The sequence below is a fragment of the Dyadobacter subterraneus genome (assembly GCF_015221875.1).
Classification (GTDB): domain Bacteria; phylum Bacteroidota; class Bacteroidia; order Cytophagales; family Spirosomataceae; genus Dyadobacter; species Dyadobacter subterraneus.
On sequence record NZ_JACYGY010000002.1, the window covers coordinates 1,297,450 to 1,314,126 of the forward strand.

13 protein-coding genes are annotated in these 16,677 nt (G+C 39.4%); 5 read left to right on the plus strand and 8 right to left on the minus strand.

From position 1 onward, the window contains the following. Positions 1-54: 54 nt before the first annotated feature. Positions 55-1,410 carry an alpha-L-fucosidase gene (locus IEE83_RS30925; RefSeq protein WP_194124565.1) on the plus strand — a complete coding sequence of 452 codons (1,356 nt, stop codon included), beginning with the start codon at positions 55-57 and terminating at the stop codon, positions 1,408-1,410. Between the two features lie 73 nt (positions 1,411-1,483). Here IEE83_RS30925 and IEE83_RS30930 read toward each other — a convergent pair whose 3' ends face one another. The 7 genes from IEE83_RS30930 to IEE83_RS30960 all read right to left on the minus strand — a co-directional run bounded on the left by IEE83_RS30930 (position 1,484) and on the right by IEE83_RS30960 (position 8,319). After that, positions 1,484-1,780: a hypothetical protein gene (locus tag IEE83_RS30930; protein ID WP_194124566.1), complete on the minus strand. Its 297-nt coding sequence runs from the start codon at positions 1,778-1,780 to the stop codon at positions 1,484-1,486. 217 nt (positions 1,781-1,997) lie between these two features. Continuing rightward, positions 1,998-2,297: a Dabb family protein gene (locus IEE83_RS30935; RefSeq protein WP_194124567.1), complete on the minus strand. Its 300-nt coding sequence runs from the start codon at positions 2,295-2,297 to the stop codon at positions 1,998-2,000. 29 nt (positions 2,298-2,326) lie between these two features. After that, positions 2,327-3,418, minus strand: coding sequence for a sensor histidine kinase (locus tag IEE83_RS30940; RefSeq protein WP_194124568.1), 1,092 nt, complete (start codon positions 3,416-3,418; stop codon positions 2,327-2,329). A gap of 757 nt (positions 3,419-4,175) precedes the next feature. Continuing rightward, complete coding sequence (locus IEE83_RS30945) at positions 4,176-5,450, minus strand: Glu/Leu/Phe/Val family dehydrogenase (protein WP_194124569.1); 1,275 nt, start codon at positions 5,448-5,450, stop codon at positions 4,176-4,178. Between the two features lie 305 nt (positions 5,451-5,755). Then, complete coding sequence (typA, locus tag IEE83_RS30950) at positions 5,756-7,570, minus strand: translational GTPase TypA (protein ID WP_194124570.1); 1,815 nt, start codon at positions 7,568-7,570, stop codon at positions 5,756-5,758. A gap of 210 nt (positions 7,571-7,780) precedes the next feature. Next, a complete protein-coding gene (locus IEE83_RS30955) occupies positions 7,781-8,053 on the minus strand; it encodes a DUF2442 domain-containing protein (RefSeq protein WP_194124571.1) in 273 nt (90 codons plus the stop codon). Between the two features lie 2 nt (positions 8,054-8,055). Further along, on the minus strand, positions 8,056-8,319 hold the full coding sequence (locus IEE83_RS30960) for a DUF4160 domain-containing protein (protein ID WP_194124572.1): 264 nt from the start codon (positions 8,317-8,319) through the stop codon (positions 8,056-8,058). Positions 8,320-8,500: 181 nt separating this feature from the next. On the opposite strand from IEE83_RS30960, the gene IEE83_RS30965 reads away from it, so the two are divergent. The 3 genes from IEE83_RS30965 to IEE83_RS30975 all read left to right on the plus strand — a co-directional run bounded on the left by IEE83_RS30965 (position 8,501) and on the right by IEE83_RS30975 (position 14,376). Further along, the gene (locus IEE83_RS30965; protein WP_194124573.1) at positions 8,501-10,093 is read left to right on the plus strand and encodes a M28 family peptidase; all 1,593 of its coding nucleotides are present in this window, start codon (positions 8,501-8,503) and stop codon (positions 10,091-10,093) included. Between the two features lie 220 nt (positions 10,094-10,313). After that, on the plus strand, positions 10,314-13,349 hold the full coding sequence (locus tag IEE83_RS30970) for a S8 family serine peptidase (protein ID WP_194124574.1): 3,036 nt from the start codon (positions 10,314-10,316) through the stop codon (positions 13,347-13,349). Positions 13,350-13,512: 163 nt separating this feature from the next. After that, complete coding sequence (locus IEE83_RS30975; RefSeq protein WP_194124575.1) at positions 13,513-14,376, plus strand: TraB/GumN family protein; 864 nt, start codon at positions 13,513-13,515, stop codon at positions 14,374-14,376. Positions 14,377-14,391: 15 nt separating this feature from the next. On the opposite strand, the gene IEE83_RS30980 is transcribed toward IEE83_RS30975, so the two are convergent. After that, entirely contained in the window at positions 14,392-15,849 is a 1,458-nt protein-coding gene (locus IEE83_RS30980) for an NADH-quinone oxidoreductase subunit N (protein WP_194124576.1), read from the minus strand. Between the two features lie 158 nt (positions 15,850-16,007). Between IEE83_RS30980 and IEE83_RS30985 the strand changes: the two genes are divergently transcribed. Continuing rightward, positions 16,008-16,643 carry a hypothetical protein gene (locus tag IEE83_RS30985; RefSeq protein WP_194124577.1) on the plus strand — a complete coding sequence of 212 codons (636 nt, stop codon included), beginning with the start codon at positions 16,008-16,010 and terminating at the stop codon, positions 16,641-16,643. Positions 16,644-16,677 lie beyond the last annotated feature (34 nt).

Genomic DNA, 16,677 nt, shown 5'->3' on the forward strand with positions numbered 1-16,677 from the left:
AGTATTTTATACTGCTTTATACATCCTTAACTTACATCTCGTATTCTTTAAGTTATGATCAGACGAATATTTTTTCTAGCATTATTTTGCAGTTTTTCTCTTTTTGCCCAATCACAACAACAGGTTGTCAATAATCCTGAGCGTGTAAAATGGTTTCAGGATCTGGGTTTTGGTATGTTCATTCACTGGAATGTTGACGTTTCCCTGGGGGCTGTTATCAGCCATTCTTTGGCCGGCGCGTCTGATGAATATGTGGAACGTTACATGAAAGAATTGCCGACTTTTTTCAATCCAAAGAAATTTGATCCGGACGAATGGGCTACTTTGGCGCGTTTGGCAGGGATGAAATATGTTGTTTTTACGACCAAACATCATTCAGGGTTTTGCATGTTTGATACGAAGTCCACAACTTTTAATGTCATGAATACGCCTTTCAAACGTGATGTGACAAAGGAAATCATTGACGCATTTCGTAAGCAGGGAATTGCAATAGGAATTTATTTTTCTCCAGAGGATTTTCTGTTTTTTCATCAAAACAATATTCCGTTAGGGCGGTTACAAAACGAAAAACAATTCCCGATGAATAATCCAAAGCTGATGGAATATGACAAGCAGCAGGTGAAAGAGCTTTTGACTAATTATGGAAAAATCGATATCATGTTTTTTGACGGTCCGGGCGACGGACTGCGTGAATATGCATGGAGTATCAATCCTGATTTGGTTATCACCAGAGATGCCATGAATACGCCGGAGCAGAATATTCCCGACAAAGCATCGCCGCGTCCGTGGGAAGCTTGTTATACGATGGGAACGGACTGGCAGTATAAACCGACAAATGATCCGCAAAAATCCGGGACTGAGATTATCAATATGCTGATAGAAATTCGTGCGAAAGGCGGGAATTTTTTATTGAATGTTGGCCCAAAGCCAAACGGAGAAATCCAGATCGAGCAGGAAAGTTTGCTGAGAGAAATTGCGCTATGGAATTTTGCTAACCGTGAATCGATCTATGCGGTAAAACCATTGCCTGTAATCCGGGATAAAAATATCTGGTTTACGCAATCTAATGATGATAAGTATATCTATGCTTTTGTAACAAGAAATACGCCGGAAGAATGGAAATATGGAGAAAGACGTGATTTCCTATTACCAATGATCGAAGGAAATGCTAAAACAAAGGTTAGTATCATGGGTTATAAAAGTGAACTGGTTGAATATGTGAATAATTTTGATGCATCTGTCAAAATTGCACCAACGCCAATCGGTTTGGGAATAAGTGCAGTGAATGGTCAGCGTTTTTATACCAACCGCAGATGGCCCAATGCCGTCGTGATGAAAATTGAAAATGCGAAATTTAAAGCGCCAATTGAAGCAAAAACATCCAAATCAGGTATTGACGGAGCGAAGTAATTTTTGAAACCTGGAAAAACAGAAGAGCCGGAAGAATCAAATCTCCCGGCTCTTTCTGTTTTTCTATATCAGATTAACGTGGTCCATGTCCACGATCATTGTGGCCATAACGGTTGTTTCTTTGTCTGTTATAACTACGATAGCTGTGTCTGTCGTAATGTCTTCTTGCACGATAATTATTTCTGTAAACAACTCTTGGAGGAGGTGTCGGTCTAACAATCACAGTAGGGCCGGGAGCTCCATAGTAACCACCGCCGTAGCCATATCCATTATCGTAATATGGAGCGCGGGAGTGATAAACGCAGGATGAAACGCTCATGGCTGCGACAAGTATTCCAATATATAAACTAGCAATTCTGATCTTTTTCATGGTTCGTTTGTTTAAAGTTGTTCAACTGTAACGATCATATAACAATAAATAATATGGAATAGTTACAATACAATAAACGATCCAATGAGTTATCCACAGTTGTTGACAACCTGAAAAGTTGATCTGGTAGCTTGTATAGGCCTTTTTAAACATGATATCCACAAGTTATCCACATTATGTGTGTGGATAACTTGTGGATATCTTTTGTGAATATTTGTTAAGCCTCTACATCGTAGATCACAACCTTCTCCCAAAGGTGTGCGCAGTCTTCAACAAACTTTTTATGAAGTGGGTGAACCTGGTAAACATCGTGGCCAGCCTCATCGTCAAATATCATGATTTCAGCAAAATCATAGCTTGCATCGATAACTGGTCTGCGGGTAGATGCCGGTGTACCGATGTAAACAGATACGATTGATTCGATAGCTTTCAGTGTTTCAAGACCAGCTGCAAGTGCTTTTCTTGATTCTTCGTTCTCTTTATCTTTAAGCCAGAAAAATACGTTATGAACAAACATGGGAAAAAATTTATGGGTTGGTAAATAAATTAAGAATTCGTCTGTGTTATAAATGATTCTTCGTGATCAGCGTGTGTCGAGCCCTGGAATACTTTTTCAAGTTTAAAAGTAAATGTCGTGCCTTTATCCGGTTTTGACATTACTGCAATTTTGGTATCGTGCGCATTAATGATATGTTTCACGATTGCCAAGCCCAAGCCAGTCCCGCCACGCTCTTTGGATCTGCTTTTATCCACACGATAAAATCTCTCAAATATACGGGTTAAGTGCTCCGGTGGTATACCCGGACCATTATCCCGAACAGAAATTTCTACGAATTTTTTACCACTGTTAAAATGTACAATCACTTTTCCTCCTTCATTTCCATATTTTATCGCATTTTCAATCAGGTTTAACATGACCTGTTCGATCCTGTCAAGATCTGCTTTCACCCAGACTTCCGCCAGGTCATCGGGTTTTACTTTTAGTGTAATGTTGCGGTCCTGAGCTATATTTTCAAGACGACCGAAAATATTCAGACTCAACTGATGCATATCCACGGCAGCGATATTCATCTTGATATCACCTGTTTCCATTTGAGAAAGTACCAGCAGATCCTTAACCAGTACATCCAGACTATCCAGATTTTTCGCAGCCTTTTTCAGGAAACGCTCACGTACATTTTCGTCTTCCATCGCACCATCTAAAAGTGTGTGGATAAATCCCTGGGCGGCAAAAATGGGAGTTTTAAATTCGTGTGAAACGTCAGCAAGAAATTCTCTCCGGAATAATTCCAGCTTTTTCAATTCATCGATTTCCTTTTGTTTTTTAGAAACATAAACGAAAATTTCGTCATTCAGCGTTTTTAAAGGATTCAGTTCTTGGATCAGCTTTTTGCGCGGAACCATATTAAAATCCTTCATTTTCAGCTTATGAATGGTTCGGTACATTTTGTTGACTTCTCTGAAAACAATAATGTCGATGGTATACAAAACCAGGAAAAACGAAGTAATAAAGCAGGCAGTTGCAACAACGAAAAGCATGCTTTTGTTGACGCCATCAACAAATGCTAAAAAGGATGTGGTGATGAGAGAAATGACAAAAGCCAGTATGAGAGCAATGAAGCGTGGACTCAGCGACATAAGTGGGATTAACGTTCAGTCTGCAAATCAATGCAGTAATTTTGTTTCGAATAAAAAGATAAAGTTAACATTCTGAAAGGAATGAATCTCAATTTACCGGCAAGAACGTGGTTTATTAATATTTAGGTAATATTCGGTTTGAAATAAATTACTTCAAACTTAACAGTTCAAGTGTTTCGAGAAGGCTGGCGTATTTTCTGCCGTTTTTATAAAGTTGATCAACATAGATAAGCGCAAAAACTACAAACTGCAACAATGCGAATTCTGTCAATTTAAATAATGTATTTTCAATGCCTGCCCAGCATAAAACAATTCCGCTGTATAAGATTAAGTAAGGTACTATATTGGTATTTATAGTCTTTTCTTTTTGGATTAACCTTAAAACGATATCAATTTCATCCCCATTTTCGGGAGCTGGAAAATGAATATTTCTTGCGATTTTGGAAAGTTGCAGCTGATTTATGTACAGAAATCACAGAACAAAAGAATAACTGAAAGTCCTGCAATGAGCAAGGAGGAGTTAACGAAAAAGATAATTACAGCACAGGTACCTGCGATTCCTGGAATTATAAACATTCCTTTATCTCTCTCCAGAATGTTCGTTTTAATTTCAGCTATTTCATTTTCCATCGGACTAAAACGTTTGGTTAACTTTATAGAAAGTTATCTATAATTTATTGGTAATCAAATTTGTACATAAAAAAGAACGGAGAAAAGCACTTTGCCTTTCCCCGTTCTTTTTGAAAAAAATGATATCTTAAAATCCTCCACGGAATTTGTAAGTGCTTGATACTTTATCAATCGCAACGATATAGGCCGCAATCCGTAGTGAAACTTTATATTTCAATGAAGTTGCATATACATTATCAAAAGAGTCTTTCATGATGCGGTCGGTTCTGCGGTTGACGCGTTCCAGAGTCCATTTGTAGCCGATACGGTTTTGTACCCATTCAAAATACGAAACAGTAACACCACCTGCATTGGCCAGAATATCCGGTACAACCATGATGCCTTTATCGTTAATAATATCATCAGCTTTGAAAGAAGTCGGGCCGTTAGCACCTTCCACAATCATTTTAGCCTGGATACTTTCAACATTTCTGCGGGTAATGACATCCTCTTTTGCAGCAGGAACCAGTAAATCAACTGGCAGAGAAAATATCTCATCTCCCGAAATCGATTCGGCTCCTGTAAATCCTTCTAACGAACCTTTATTGGCGTCACGGTAAGCAATTGCCGCTGCGATATCAATTCCCTTGTCATTATAATAAGCTCCGGAAATATCGCTGATCGCGTGGATACTAACGCCACGTTCACGTAACAAAGACGCTGCATGAGATCCAACATTTCCAAAACCCTGAACAACGGCGGTTGCACGGTAGGGATTGATTCTCAACTTTTCCATCCCAGCAAGAGCGGAAACCATAACGCCGCGACCGGTTGCTTCGGTACGACCTAATGAACCTCCTAAAACAAGCGGCTTGCCAGTAACAACAGCCTGAACGGTCATTCCTTTCGCTTTGGAATATTCATCCATCAGCCAGGCCATTTCTCTTGGTCCGGTTCCCATATCCGGCGCAGGAATATCCTGGTCGGGGCCGAAGACATCTAGTAATGCAATGGTATAACCACGCATTAATCTTTCCATTTCTCCAGCAGACATTTCACGCGGATTACAGGCCACGCCACCTTTTGCACCACCATAAGGAATATCTACAACGGCACATTTCCATGTCATCCATGCAGCAAGTGCGCGCACTTCGTCAATATTTACATCCGGGTCAAAACGGATACCACCTTTACTTGGGCCAAGGATTGTCGAGTGAATAACCCGGTATCCCTCAAAAACTTTTATTTTGCCAGAATCCATTGTGACAGGGATTCCTACGGTAACCTGCTTGCGTGGAACTTTCAAAATATGGTACATTTCGTCAGAAATGCCTAAAAGTTCTACCGCTTTGTCAAATCTTTGCATCATAGACTCCAACGGATTTTCTTTATCCTTGATCGGAGCCGGTTCTATATATGCCATTTTAATATTTAAATTAATAGTCTGATAATAAGTATGTTAATGAATTGTCATTCTTTGATAATACAAACATACGTGATTTCAACATATTAAAGATGTAACCTGTTCAATCTTGAAAATGTATAAAATATTGTCTCGAAAATATTATTTTATACTTATCAACATTGTTGAAATGATAACACTGGATTAAGCACGCTTTCCAAATTTTTCATATGGTTTATATGAAATTTGAGAATGAAAAAAAACAAAAAAAAGGAGCACAAATTTTGTGCTCCTTTTCAATAAAGAATTTTGATTCAGCGATCAGACTAAACCATTTCGATTTTAGCACCGAAACGTTTACGATCGTTTTCTTCAAGATATATTTTCCGCATACGCATGCTTTGCGGAGTTACTTCAAGATATTCGTCTTTCTGGATGTATTCCATTGATTCCTCCAGAGAGAAATTAATTTTTGGAACGATACGAAGTCCGTCATCCGTACCAGAAGCACGCATGTTGGTCAATTTCTTCGCTTCCTGCAAGTTTACAACGATATCATTTGGACGAGTATGTTCTCCAATTACCTGGCCAGTGTAAATTTCTTCACCTGGTTCAACGAAGAAACGACCGCGATCCTGCAATTTATCAATTGTGTAACCTGTTGCAGCACCCGTATTTTTAGAGATGATCGATCCACTGTTACGTCCTGGAATTGGTCCGCGGAATGGTTCGAAGCTTTTGAAACGGTGCGTCATTACAGCTTCTCCTTGTGTTGCAGTCAATACGTTAGAACGAAGACCGATTAAACCGCGAGAAGGAATTTCGAATTCCAAATGCTGCAAATCTCCTTTTGGTTCCATAATCAAAAGCTCACCCTTACGTTGTGTAGCCAATTCGATTACTTTACCAGCAGATGATTCAGGAACGTCAACTACCAATGTTTCGATTGGTTCAAGGCGTTGTCCGTTTTCATCCGTTTTGAAAAGAACCTGAGGCTGTCCAACCTGCAATTCATAACCTTCACGACGCATCGTTTCGATCAAAACTGACAAGTGAAGAATACCACGTCCAAACACTAAGAATTTATCCTCAGTATCAGTTGACTCCACACGAAGTGCAAGGTTTTTTTCCGTTTCTTTCATCAAACGATCACGTAAGTGACGAGATGTTACAAATTTACCTTCTTTACCGTAGAATGGTGAGTTGTTGATTGTGAACAACATGTTCAATGTTGGCTCATCAACAGAAATACGTGGAAGTGCTTCAGGATTTTCAGCATCTGCCAAAGTATCTCCGATTTCGAAATCTTCAATACCTGTTACAGCGCAAATATCACCAGCTTCAACTTCACTCACTTTCACTCTTCCAAGACCTTCAAAAACCTGAAGTTCTTTCACTTTCACTTTTTTGAAAACGCCGTCTGCTTTACAAAGCGTCATTACAGCACCTTCTTTCAAAGTTCCGCGCAATACACGTCCAATCGCGATACGACCAACGAATGCATTGTAGTCAAGAGACGTAATCTGCATTTGTGGAGTACCTGGGTGGATGATAGCAGCAGGAATTTGATCAATAATAGTATCCAGCAAGAAAGTAATGTTGTCCGTAGGAGTTTTCCAGTCCGGACCCATCCATCCTTGTTTTGATGAACCGTAAACGGTTGTAAAGTCAAGCTGGTCTTCAGTTGCGCCAAGGTTGAACATCAAATCGAAAACATTTTCCTGAACTTCTTCTGGGCGACAGTTTTCTTTATCAACTTTGTTAACAACAACAATAGGTTTCAAACCAAGCTGAATCGCTTTTGATAAAACGAAACGCGTTTGAGGCATAGGACCTTCAAATGCATCCACGAGTAACAAAACACCGTCAGCCATTTTAAGTACACGTTCCACTTCACCACCGAAATCGGCGTGACCTGGTGTGTCAATAACATTGATTTTGTAGTCTTTGTAACGTACCGAAACATTTTTCGAAACGATAGTGATACCACGTTCGCGCTCTAAATCATTGTTGTCAAGAATCAGATCACCGAATTCCTGGTTTTCACGAAAAAGCTTCGAAGCATGAATGATTTTGTCGACCAATGTTGTTTTGCCGTGGTCAACGTGCGCAATGATTGCGATGTTACGAATGGATTGCATTGTTTTATGAGTCAATTGTTTACGGTTAACAGCAGGCACAGTAATAGGTGCCCCCTGGCTCGCCGCTATGCTGTGTTCTTGCTGAACTTTCTGAAATAAGGTGCAAAGATACGGAGTTTTTTCGCTGAATAACAGTAATTTACAATTTTTTTATTGTTAACATTTCAAAAACGCCATTTAGGCTGAGAGAAGTGCAAAAAGTCAATAATATTATTGGATGGTTACTATTTGTTTTTTTGATCTTTTGTAAAGATTATCAGGGTCAAAATCAACTCCATTGTTCCATTGAAGGGTTCCGTAGGAATCAAGTTGAACTGATTTGAAAAATTCCTCATCAACCAGTTCGCTTATCAGTCCGTCATTAATTTTTTTATACTTTTCAATAATATCTGTAAAGTCAACATCTCTTACCTCGCCTGTATTAAAAAGACAGGAAATGGTATATGCGTGGATTGATACGATCTTTTCTATATAATATAGCATAATCAAGTCAAGGGATCAATTTTATTCCAGGATTTAAAATCCTTACCAAGATTAACAAAATTCTCTAAAAGCTCTTGTTCGTGAATTGAAGTCCAGAGCTGAATCAATTTAAGTTGTTTTGGTGGTAAATAACCTTCAACAATATCAGCAGTTTTAATATTGATGATGGCTCTGTACTCTTGAAATTCAACATGGAAATGAGGAGGATTGTGATCATCAAAAAACATCTTGATAATCATTCCCAGAAAACGACTTATTTCGGGCATTTTATTTTATAATGTGTGTCTAACTATTAAAGTTAGCAACTCTTCAGACACAAGCAAAAATACATTCCCTCACGATTAACAAAATGCGGTAATTAAAAATTCATAAGCATAACAAGAATTTGGCTTTCGCCGTTGTCTTTGTTTTCTTTGTAAGAATTCTATTTCTTTTATAATTCCCACCATGAACAAAAACATACTCGCAGGAATATTCCTGATGCTCACGACTTTGAGCTATGCGCAGGATGATGCGACAAAATATGCCGAAAGCATAACACCCCAGGATCTCAAAAAACATCTGGTCATTATTGCTTCCGATAGTCTGGAAGGACGCGACACTGGTTCCCCCGGACAAAAGAAAGCGGCTGAATACGTTTCTAAATATTTCAAATCCTATGGTTTGCAGCCAATAGCTGATAATGGTGAAGGAGCGAAATCTTATCTTCAAAAATATAAACTATATAAACGCAGTTATGGCGATGTTTATGTAAAAATTGAAGGGAAGAAATATTCCTTTAACAAAGATTTTTATCTGAATGGCTTGGTGAGTGTTCCGAAAGAAACGGAAACGGCGGTTGTTCTGGCTGGTTACGGAATTGAAGATGGTACTTACAACGATTATGCAAATCTGGATGTAAACGGGAAATCGGTTATTGTTTTTGAAGGAGAGCCAAGAGCAGAAGATGGAAAATACCTTTTGAATGGCACCATGGAAAAAACAAAATGGAGCGGACCACTTTCCTGGCAGCAAAAAGTAAAACTTGCTGTGGCAAAGGGCGCGAAATATGTATTTATCATTACAGATAAAAGCGGAGAAGATCTGGACAAAGAAATTCGCCAGCGCTCGGTAATGGCCAGAAGATTTAGCTCGCCAACGCTGAAACCGGTACAGGAATCTCCTAATGGTATAGCTTCTTTTGTTTTAAAACCGGAACTGGCTGCTTCTTTATTGAAAACTTCTTCTCAAAAGTTAAGCAATATCAAATCAAATATTGACAAAGGAAGTAAATCAACATCAAAACCTTTGACGGGAAATGTTGCATTCAAAGCCGATCGAATTACTGAAATTGTCAATACCGAAAACGTGGCTGGATTTATGGAAGGCACGGATAAAAAGGATGAAGTTTTGGTAATTTCTGCTCACCTGGATCATATTGGAATCTCAGCAAATGGTGAGATCAATAATGGTGCAGATGACGATGGTTCGGGTACGGTATCAATTGTTGAAATCGCAGAAGCATTCAGTAAAGCAAAAGCGGATGGAAAAGGACCACGCAGAAGTATTCTTTTCCTGAATGTTACAGGTGAAGAAAAAGGACTTTTCGGTTCGGAATATTATTCAGAAAACCCTTTGCTACCGTTGGCAAATACGATCGCAGATTTGAATATTGACATGATCGGCCGTGTGGATGAAGCACACAAAAACGATCCGAAGTATGTTTATGTGATCGGTGCTGATAAATTGTCTTCCGAACTTCACGGGATCAGCGAAGAGGCGAATAAAAAATATATTAACTACAAACTGGATTATACTTTCAACGATCCAAAAGATCCGAACCGGTTTTATTATCGTTCTGATCACTACAATTTTGCCAAGAAAAATATCCCGGTGATTTTCTATTTCACAGGTGTTCATGAAGATTATCACCGTCCGGGCGATGATGTTGAAAAAATTATGTTTGACAAACAGGCACCCATTGTGAAACTTGTATTTTACACGGCCTGGGAACTTGCTAACCGTGAAGAGCGAATTAAGGTGGATAGTCACAAAGAATAGTTCTGCTGAAATTCTAATAATTTTAGACCCGAGAAATCCCTGACCTTTTTGGTCAGGGATTTTTTTATGCGTTAGCATTATGGAGTACTATTTTCATTGATATCCAGACCGTTAAATCATAAGTTCGTTTCCTTGCTTGTGTAAAATACGACTAAAAATTCATGTAAAAATGCAAGTTGCATCATGAAGGTTTTAATCAATTTAAACATCAGCAGGTAACATGGAAAACGGGAAACGAAAAACAATTTCATTCACAAAAGGTGTCTGGAAGGGAAAAGAAATTGATTACAGAACAGACAGGATCTTGATCAAACTGGACATTATTCCAAGAAAACCGGATGTCCAAATGATTGAAAAGAAATTGGAAGAGATTCTGCGCAGCATTGAAGGATCAAAACTGATCAGAATATCAAGGAAAACAGGAAAACTGATTTTAGAAGTGCCCGAAGGTACTGACATTTTGAAACTGGCAGAAGAATTATCAAAACGCCCGAATATAAAATATGCCGCTCCCGATATGGTTACCGATATTCTGGTGACACCAAACGACACGCAATATGCTCAGCAATGGGCATTGTCTATGATTAACGCCGAAGGAGCGTGGGATTTGGAAGAAGGAACCAACGATATTTTAATTGCCATCCTGGACACAGGTATTTCATATGAGGCAGGATCGCTCACGCATCCTGATTTGAACGATGCCGGACGGTATATTCTGGGAACAGATTTTATCAGCGACGATGCTATTCCGCAAGATGATTATGGTCATGGAACACACGTTACTGGTACGGCAGCAGCAGAAACAGATAACGCAGATGGAATTGCCGGATTGAATTGGAATTCGCAGGTTTATATCTGTAAAATATTTGATGATAGCGGAAATGGCTCAGAAGGAGATTTTGAGTCCGCGGTGGAAGAAGTTGTTGATTACGCAATTGCTAATAACTTAAAGGTCGTCATAAATCTAAGTGCAGGCTGGTTTTCAGACAGTGATACGCTCACAGATGCATGCAGATATGCCAGCGATAATGGGATGTTGCTTTGTGTTGCTACCGGAAATGAAGGTGGAACACTTCGCTTTCCGGCTACAAAATCACTTGATTTCAACGGAGTTATTGCCGTTGGTGCGACAGATAACAGTGATAATGTTACGGATTTTTCCAATGTTGGACCTGCGGTTACCGTTGTTGCGCCGGGGAAAGATATTTTGTCAACTTTCCCTACTTATGACGTCAATGGTGACACTGCTCACGATTACGTCAGTTGGAATGGTACCTCCATGGCCACGCCGCACGTTACCGGACTTGCATCTTTGGTATGGAGCCACGTATCCCAATTGACAAATGATGAGGTGCGTGACGTAATCGTTAATACGGCGGTGAAATTGGGAAGCGGAGATTTCAATGATTCATGGGGACATGGCCGAATTGACGCTGCCAATGCAGTCGCAAAAGCAGGCTGGGAGCTTACACCTGTACAAATCAACTTAAATTTTATTGATATCCCGGAAGGAGAAACGCAGCTTCGTGCTGTTAGAATAGACGTGAAAAGTTTTCATTTTACCTCTTTTGAAATGACAAACCTGCCAGGTGCACCTTTCACAATGTTCAATTATTCTCCTCCTGTTTCCATTGGTAAATCGACTGATTTTGACACACCAAGGCCAGTGTTTTTATGGATCAAATATACCGGTACGGTTGCAGGAGATTCCGCAACCGGAACTGCTGAGGCGAGATGTATTCAAACCGGACAAATTTTTAATATTACCATTTCGGCCAATACCATCGCTCGTCCCACTTGCGCCATGGTCATGGTTTTGGATAAATCCGGCAGTATGTCAGAACCATCTGGTGTAGGAACCATGACGCGCGAGCAGGTTTTACGATATTCTTCCAACATTTTTATGACTTATGTTCGTGAAAACAATGGTGTTGGCATTGTTCAGTTTGATGATGATGCGTATGATTTGCTTAATCCTGTTGCCGGTCCTTTCGGTGCTGCAGATGATCCTTTTGACTTGTCAAGATCGGCAGCGATTACAGCGCTTGGGTCTTATGGACCTCCGGGTGGAAATACGGCCATCGGTGACGGGATTGAAAAAGCTCAAAATATGCTGTCAGGTGTAACGGGATATACCAAGAAAGCGATTATTGTTTTTACGGACGGACATGAAACAGCCCCCAAATATATTGCTGATGTAACAACCGATTCCCAGCTTTTTGCCGTAGGGCTTGGTATGGCAAACGAATTAAATCCGGCCGCATTAAATGAAATTTGCAATGGTCATGACGGCTATTTGTTGCTAACCGATCAGCTTGATAATGACGATACTTTCAAACTAGCCAAATACTTTCTTCAAATTCAGGCAGGCTTGAATAATGAACAGGTTGTGGTGGATCCAAATGGATATGTCGCGCCGGGAAGTATTGTAAAAGTGCCGTTTCATTTAAATGAGACTGATATTTCGGTTGATGCAATTGTGATGTTACCATTTCAGGGAATCCTGGAAATTGCCATTGAAACACCATCCGGAGATGTCATAAGCAACTCAAATCTGGCCTCATTTCCTACCGTGACAAAAGTTACCGGACAACAAATCACTTATTTCAGGATGACGTTGCCTGTGAATGATGGAGGCTCAATAAATGCGGATACCGGGCAATGGAATATTTTATTGAAAGTAAATGAGAAATATTACAAGCGATATCTTGGCAATAATTCCGAAATGGCTGCCCACGGTGTGAAATTTACGGCACTCGTTCATGCCTATTCCAATTTAAGAATGTTGTGCTCTTTGTCTCAAAATTCTTATGAACCCGGCGCGTTGCTAAATTTACGGGCGGTGATAACGGAATATGGAGTTCCACTTACAAAGAATACCAGTGTAGAAGCTGTTGTGAAAATGCCCGACGGAACTTCTATGACGGTAGCGCTGGCAAAAGTTGGGACCGGAATTTATGAATTAGAACTGAAAGCAAATTATGCGGGGATTTATGAGATTGTGATTCATGCAAGCGGTTTTACCAGCAGAAATGTAACATTTACCCGCGAGCAGGTTTTGACAGCCGGTGTCTGGAGAGGCGGGGACAGACCTGGCCCTTCCTCATCTTCGGGTAATCCTGATAACAATGATGTCAAGGACACAATTTGTAAATTACTTCATTGTTTAAAAGATAATATCAATGGTGCTGCTAAGGAAAAACTTCTTAAAGAAGGATTTAATATTGATGGATTCAGTAAATGTTTTTGTTCGTAATTAACTGCGTTATTGACTTTTCCGTTAGTTCAGGTTTAACTTTTCGTTGAATTCGGTCTAATGGAAAAGTCATAATTAATGACAAATTTAATATCCGGATATACTGTCAATCTCAACTTCGGAATTTATCCGTAATTTGAGAGCCGTATATTATCAGAGTATCATGAAAAAAATCACGTTTCTGTTTTTTTTGTTATTGCTTTCACCATTTTCCAGGGCTCAGTCTCCGGTTGAAAAATCATTGCTTTGGGAGATTTCAGGAAAGGGAATTACCAAGCCTTCTTATCTCTTCGGAACCATTCATCTTATTTGTCCTGCCGACTTTTCCCTAAGTGATTCATTAAAAAATGCAGTTTCAAAAACCCGGCAACTGGCGTTGGAAATTGATATGGATGATCCGGGATTGATGGGAGCGATGACCAAAACGATGTTTATGGCTGATGGAAAAACTTTGCAGGGAATACTTACGGAAAAACAATATGCCCAGCTGAGCCAGTTTTATAAGGATTCTTTAGGAATGAATATTACATCTTTTGGAAGAGCAAAACCTTTTATGATGATGGGCCCGATGTTTAACAAAATTTTGGGTTGTGAACCACAATCTTATGAAATTTCCCTCATGACTTTGGCCGCAAAACAAAAATCTGAAATCATAGGTCTGGAAACGATAGAAGAGCAAATGGCTGTTTTTGACACTATTCCTTACAATCGCCAGGCCGAAATGCTGCTTTCTATGATCGATAAACTTCCGGAAACTAAAACGGAGTTTCATGATCTGGTTGAATTATATAAAAAGCAGGATCTGCAAAGTTTGTATAATCTTACGCTTAAAAGTGAATTTGGTATGGACGGGCAGGATGAGGTTATGCTTTTTCAACGTAACCAAAACTGGATTAAACGTATTGATAAAATTGTACACGAAAAACCAACTTTTATAGCAGTTGGTGCTGCGCATTTAGGTGGAGAAAAAGGAGTTATTGCTTTGTTGAAGAAGGATGGGTTTAAGGTTAGGGCTGTTGGGAAATAATAATTTCAATTAATATCAAAAAGCCGAAATCCATCCCATAATCCATTCCGGATTAAAGAATAACAATACCACTGCCGCCAGAAAGATTCCGGCAATGATTTTTCCTAATACACTTTCGTTGGGAGCAGAACTTTCCTGATTTGAATTTTTAAAGAACAATAGATAAGGCAATCTCAAATAATAAGCCAACGCAACCGCTGCATTCAAAATTCCTCCGATCATAAGCCAAAGCATCCATGGAAATCCCTGGTCGTGGTAACTATCCCAAAGTGAAGAGAAAATCAGCCATTTTGCAGTAAAACCTACTGTCGGCGGAAGTCCGGCAAGAGCTACCATAATAACGGTTAAAACTCCTGAAATCCACATATTTTGTTTGCCCAAACCTTCGAATGCCGATAATTCCGTCGTAGCTTTTGGCTGTAATAAATCAATCAAAAAGAAAGCTGCCATATTTACAACCAGATAGGATGCAGTATAAAAAACGGCTGTTTCAAATCCGAAACGACTGTAAGACGCAACGCCAACCAGTAAATATCCCGCTTGCGCAATGGATGAGTAAGCTAACAATCGCCTGGCGTTGGTTTGCCACAACGCTGCGATGTTTCCAATGGTAATACTGATCAGTGCAATGCCACCAAGTATTGGAAAATATTGCGCCGGCAATACCGAAGCTAAACGCATCAAAACAAGAATGACTGCTGCTTTTGGTGCAACTGAAAGGAATGATACCAATGGAGTAGGGGCGGCTTCATATACATCCGGTGTCCATACATGAAATGGGACGAGTGATAATTTGAAAAGCAATCCAGCCAATGTCATCACAATGGAAACGGTGATAACCAGATTGGAATTATTCATTAAACCGGCAGTGATTGCTTCATTTGTAATATCCATTGTTCCGGTAAGTCCGTAAATCAATGAGATCCCGTAAAGCATAACGGCTGAACTCGCGGCTCCAAAAAGCAAATATTTCAATCCGCCTTCAGCGGCTTTTTTATACGGAGAAATCGCAACCAAAAGATAACTGCTGATCGAAATAAGTTCGAGCGATAAATAAATCGTCAGCAAATGCGTGGACATGGTCAGCAGATTCAAGCCTGCAACAGTCGCAATTAGTAAGGCATTAAATTCAGGTGGAAAATCATATTTTAAAACCCGGACATGTATCAGTGAAAAAATCCAGGCTAGAATTATCATCACTTTAAAAAATACTGCCTGATGATCGAGGAATAATAATGGATAAAAACGGAAAGACGCTTTTTCGTTCCATTGTCCTAAAACAAGGATAAGCGCTATGAAGCTTCCGGCCAAAGCCAGGTTCTGAAGCCAGAAAGAAGCTTTCTTTTTTTCGAACTGTTTAAATAAAACTAATTCAGAAAAAAGAAAAAAACAGAAAAACACTGCCAGGAAAATCTCAGGAGCAATTCCTCCCAGGCTTTGGCGTATATGGATGAGTTGTTCGTTTAAGTTCAAAAGCGCGGGTACAATTTTTTTGGCAAAAGTACATAAAGATGGTAGGGAATCTAAGCGATCGAGAGGAATAAACCAATTTGTTTGTTGATTCCTTTTGAATTATTAAGCTCCGGTACCATTTGAAAAAGTCAAATTTACAGTATAAACTAAATCATATTATGAAAAATGTTCACCGGATTTTATTCATCGCCGCTTTATTTCTTACAATAAATGCTAAGGCCCAGGATTCAACCGGACTTACGGGTACTCCGATTAAAGAAGTTCAGTATGCCAGCGACAAATCTCCTTACCTGACTCAGGAATGGTATAGAGGTCTGGTCAGAGATAAGTCCGGGAAGCCTTATGATGGGGTTTTGCTGAATTATGATCTTGTAAAAGACCAGATTATTTATAAAAATGATTCTAGTGCTTACGTTCTGGGACCAGAAATTACAGAGTTCAATATTCCAACCGGAACTGCTCTTTATACTTTTAAACGTGGTTTTCCAGCAGCTGCCGGTTTAACGGATCAAAGTTTTTATCAGGTTCTTTATGATGGAAATACCAAGTTGTTAAAACATTATAAAAAGTCAGGAAGCGGCGCAACAGATGAAAGTCTATACATTTTGAAAGGAGATAAGTTAACTCCAATTCAATTGAAAGACAGAAACAGCTTCTTAAAAGTGCTTTCTGACGAAAAAAATAAAATGCAATATGTGATCAAGGAAGAAAATCTGGATTTCGATGGCGCAGATGATGTTGCCAAACTTCTTGCTGAATATGACGCTTATAAGGCGGGAAGAGGAGGAAATTAATTTCTTTGATGTTTTGAAATAGAAAAAGCCTGAA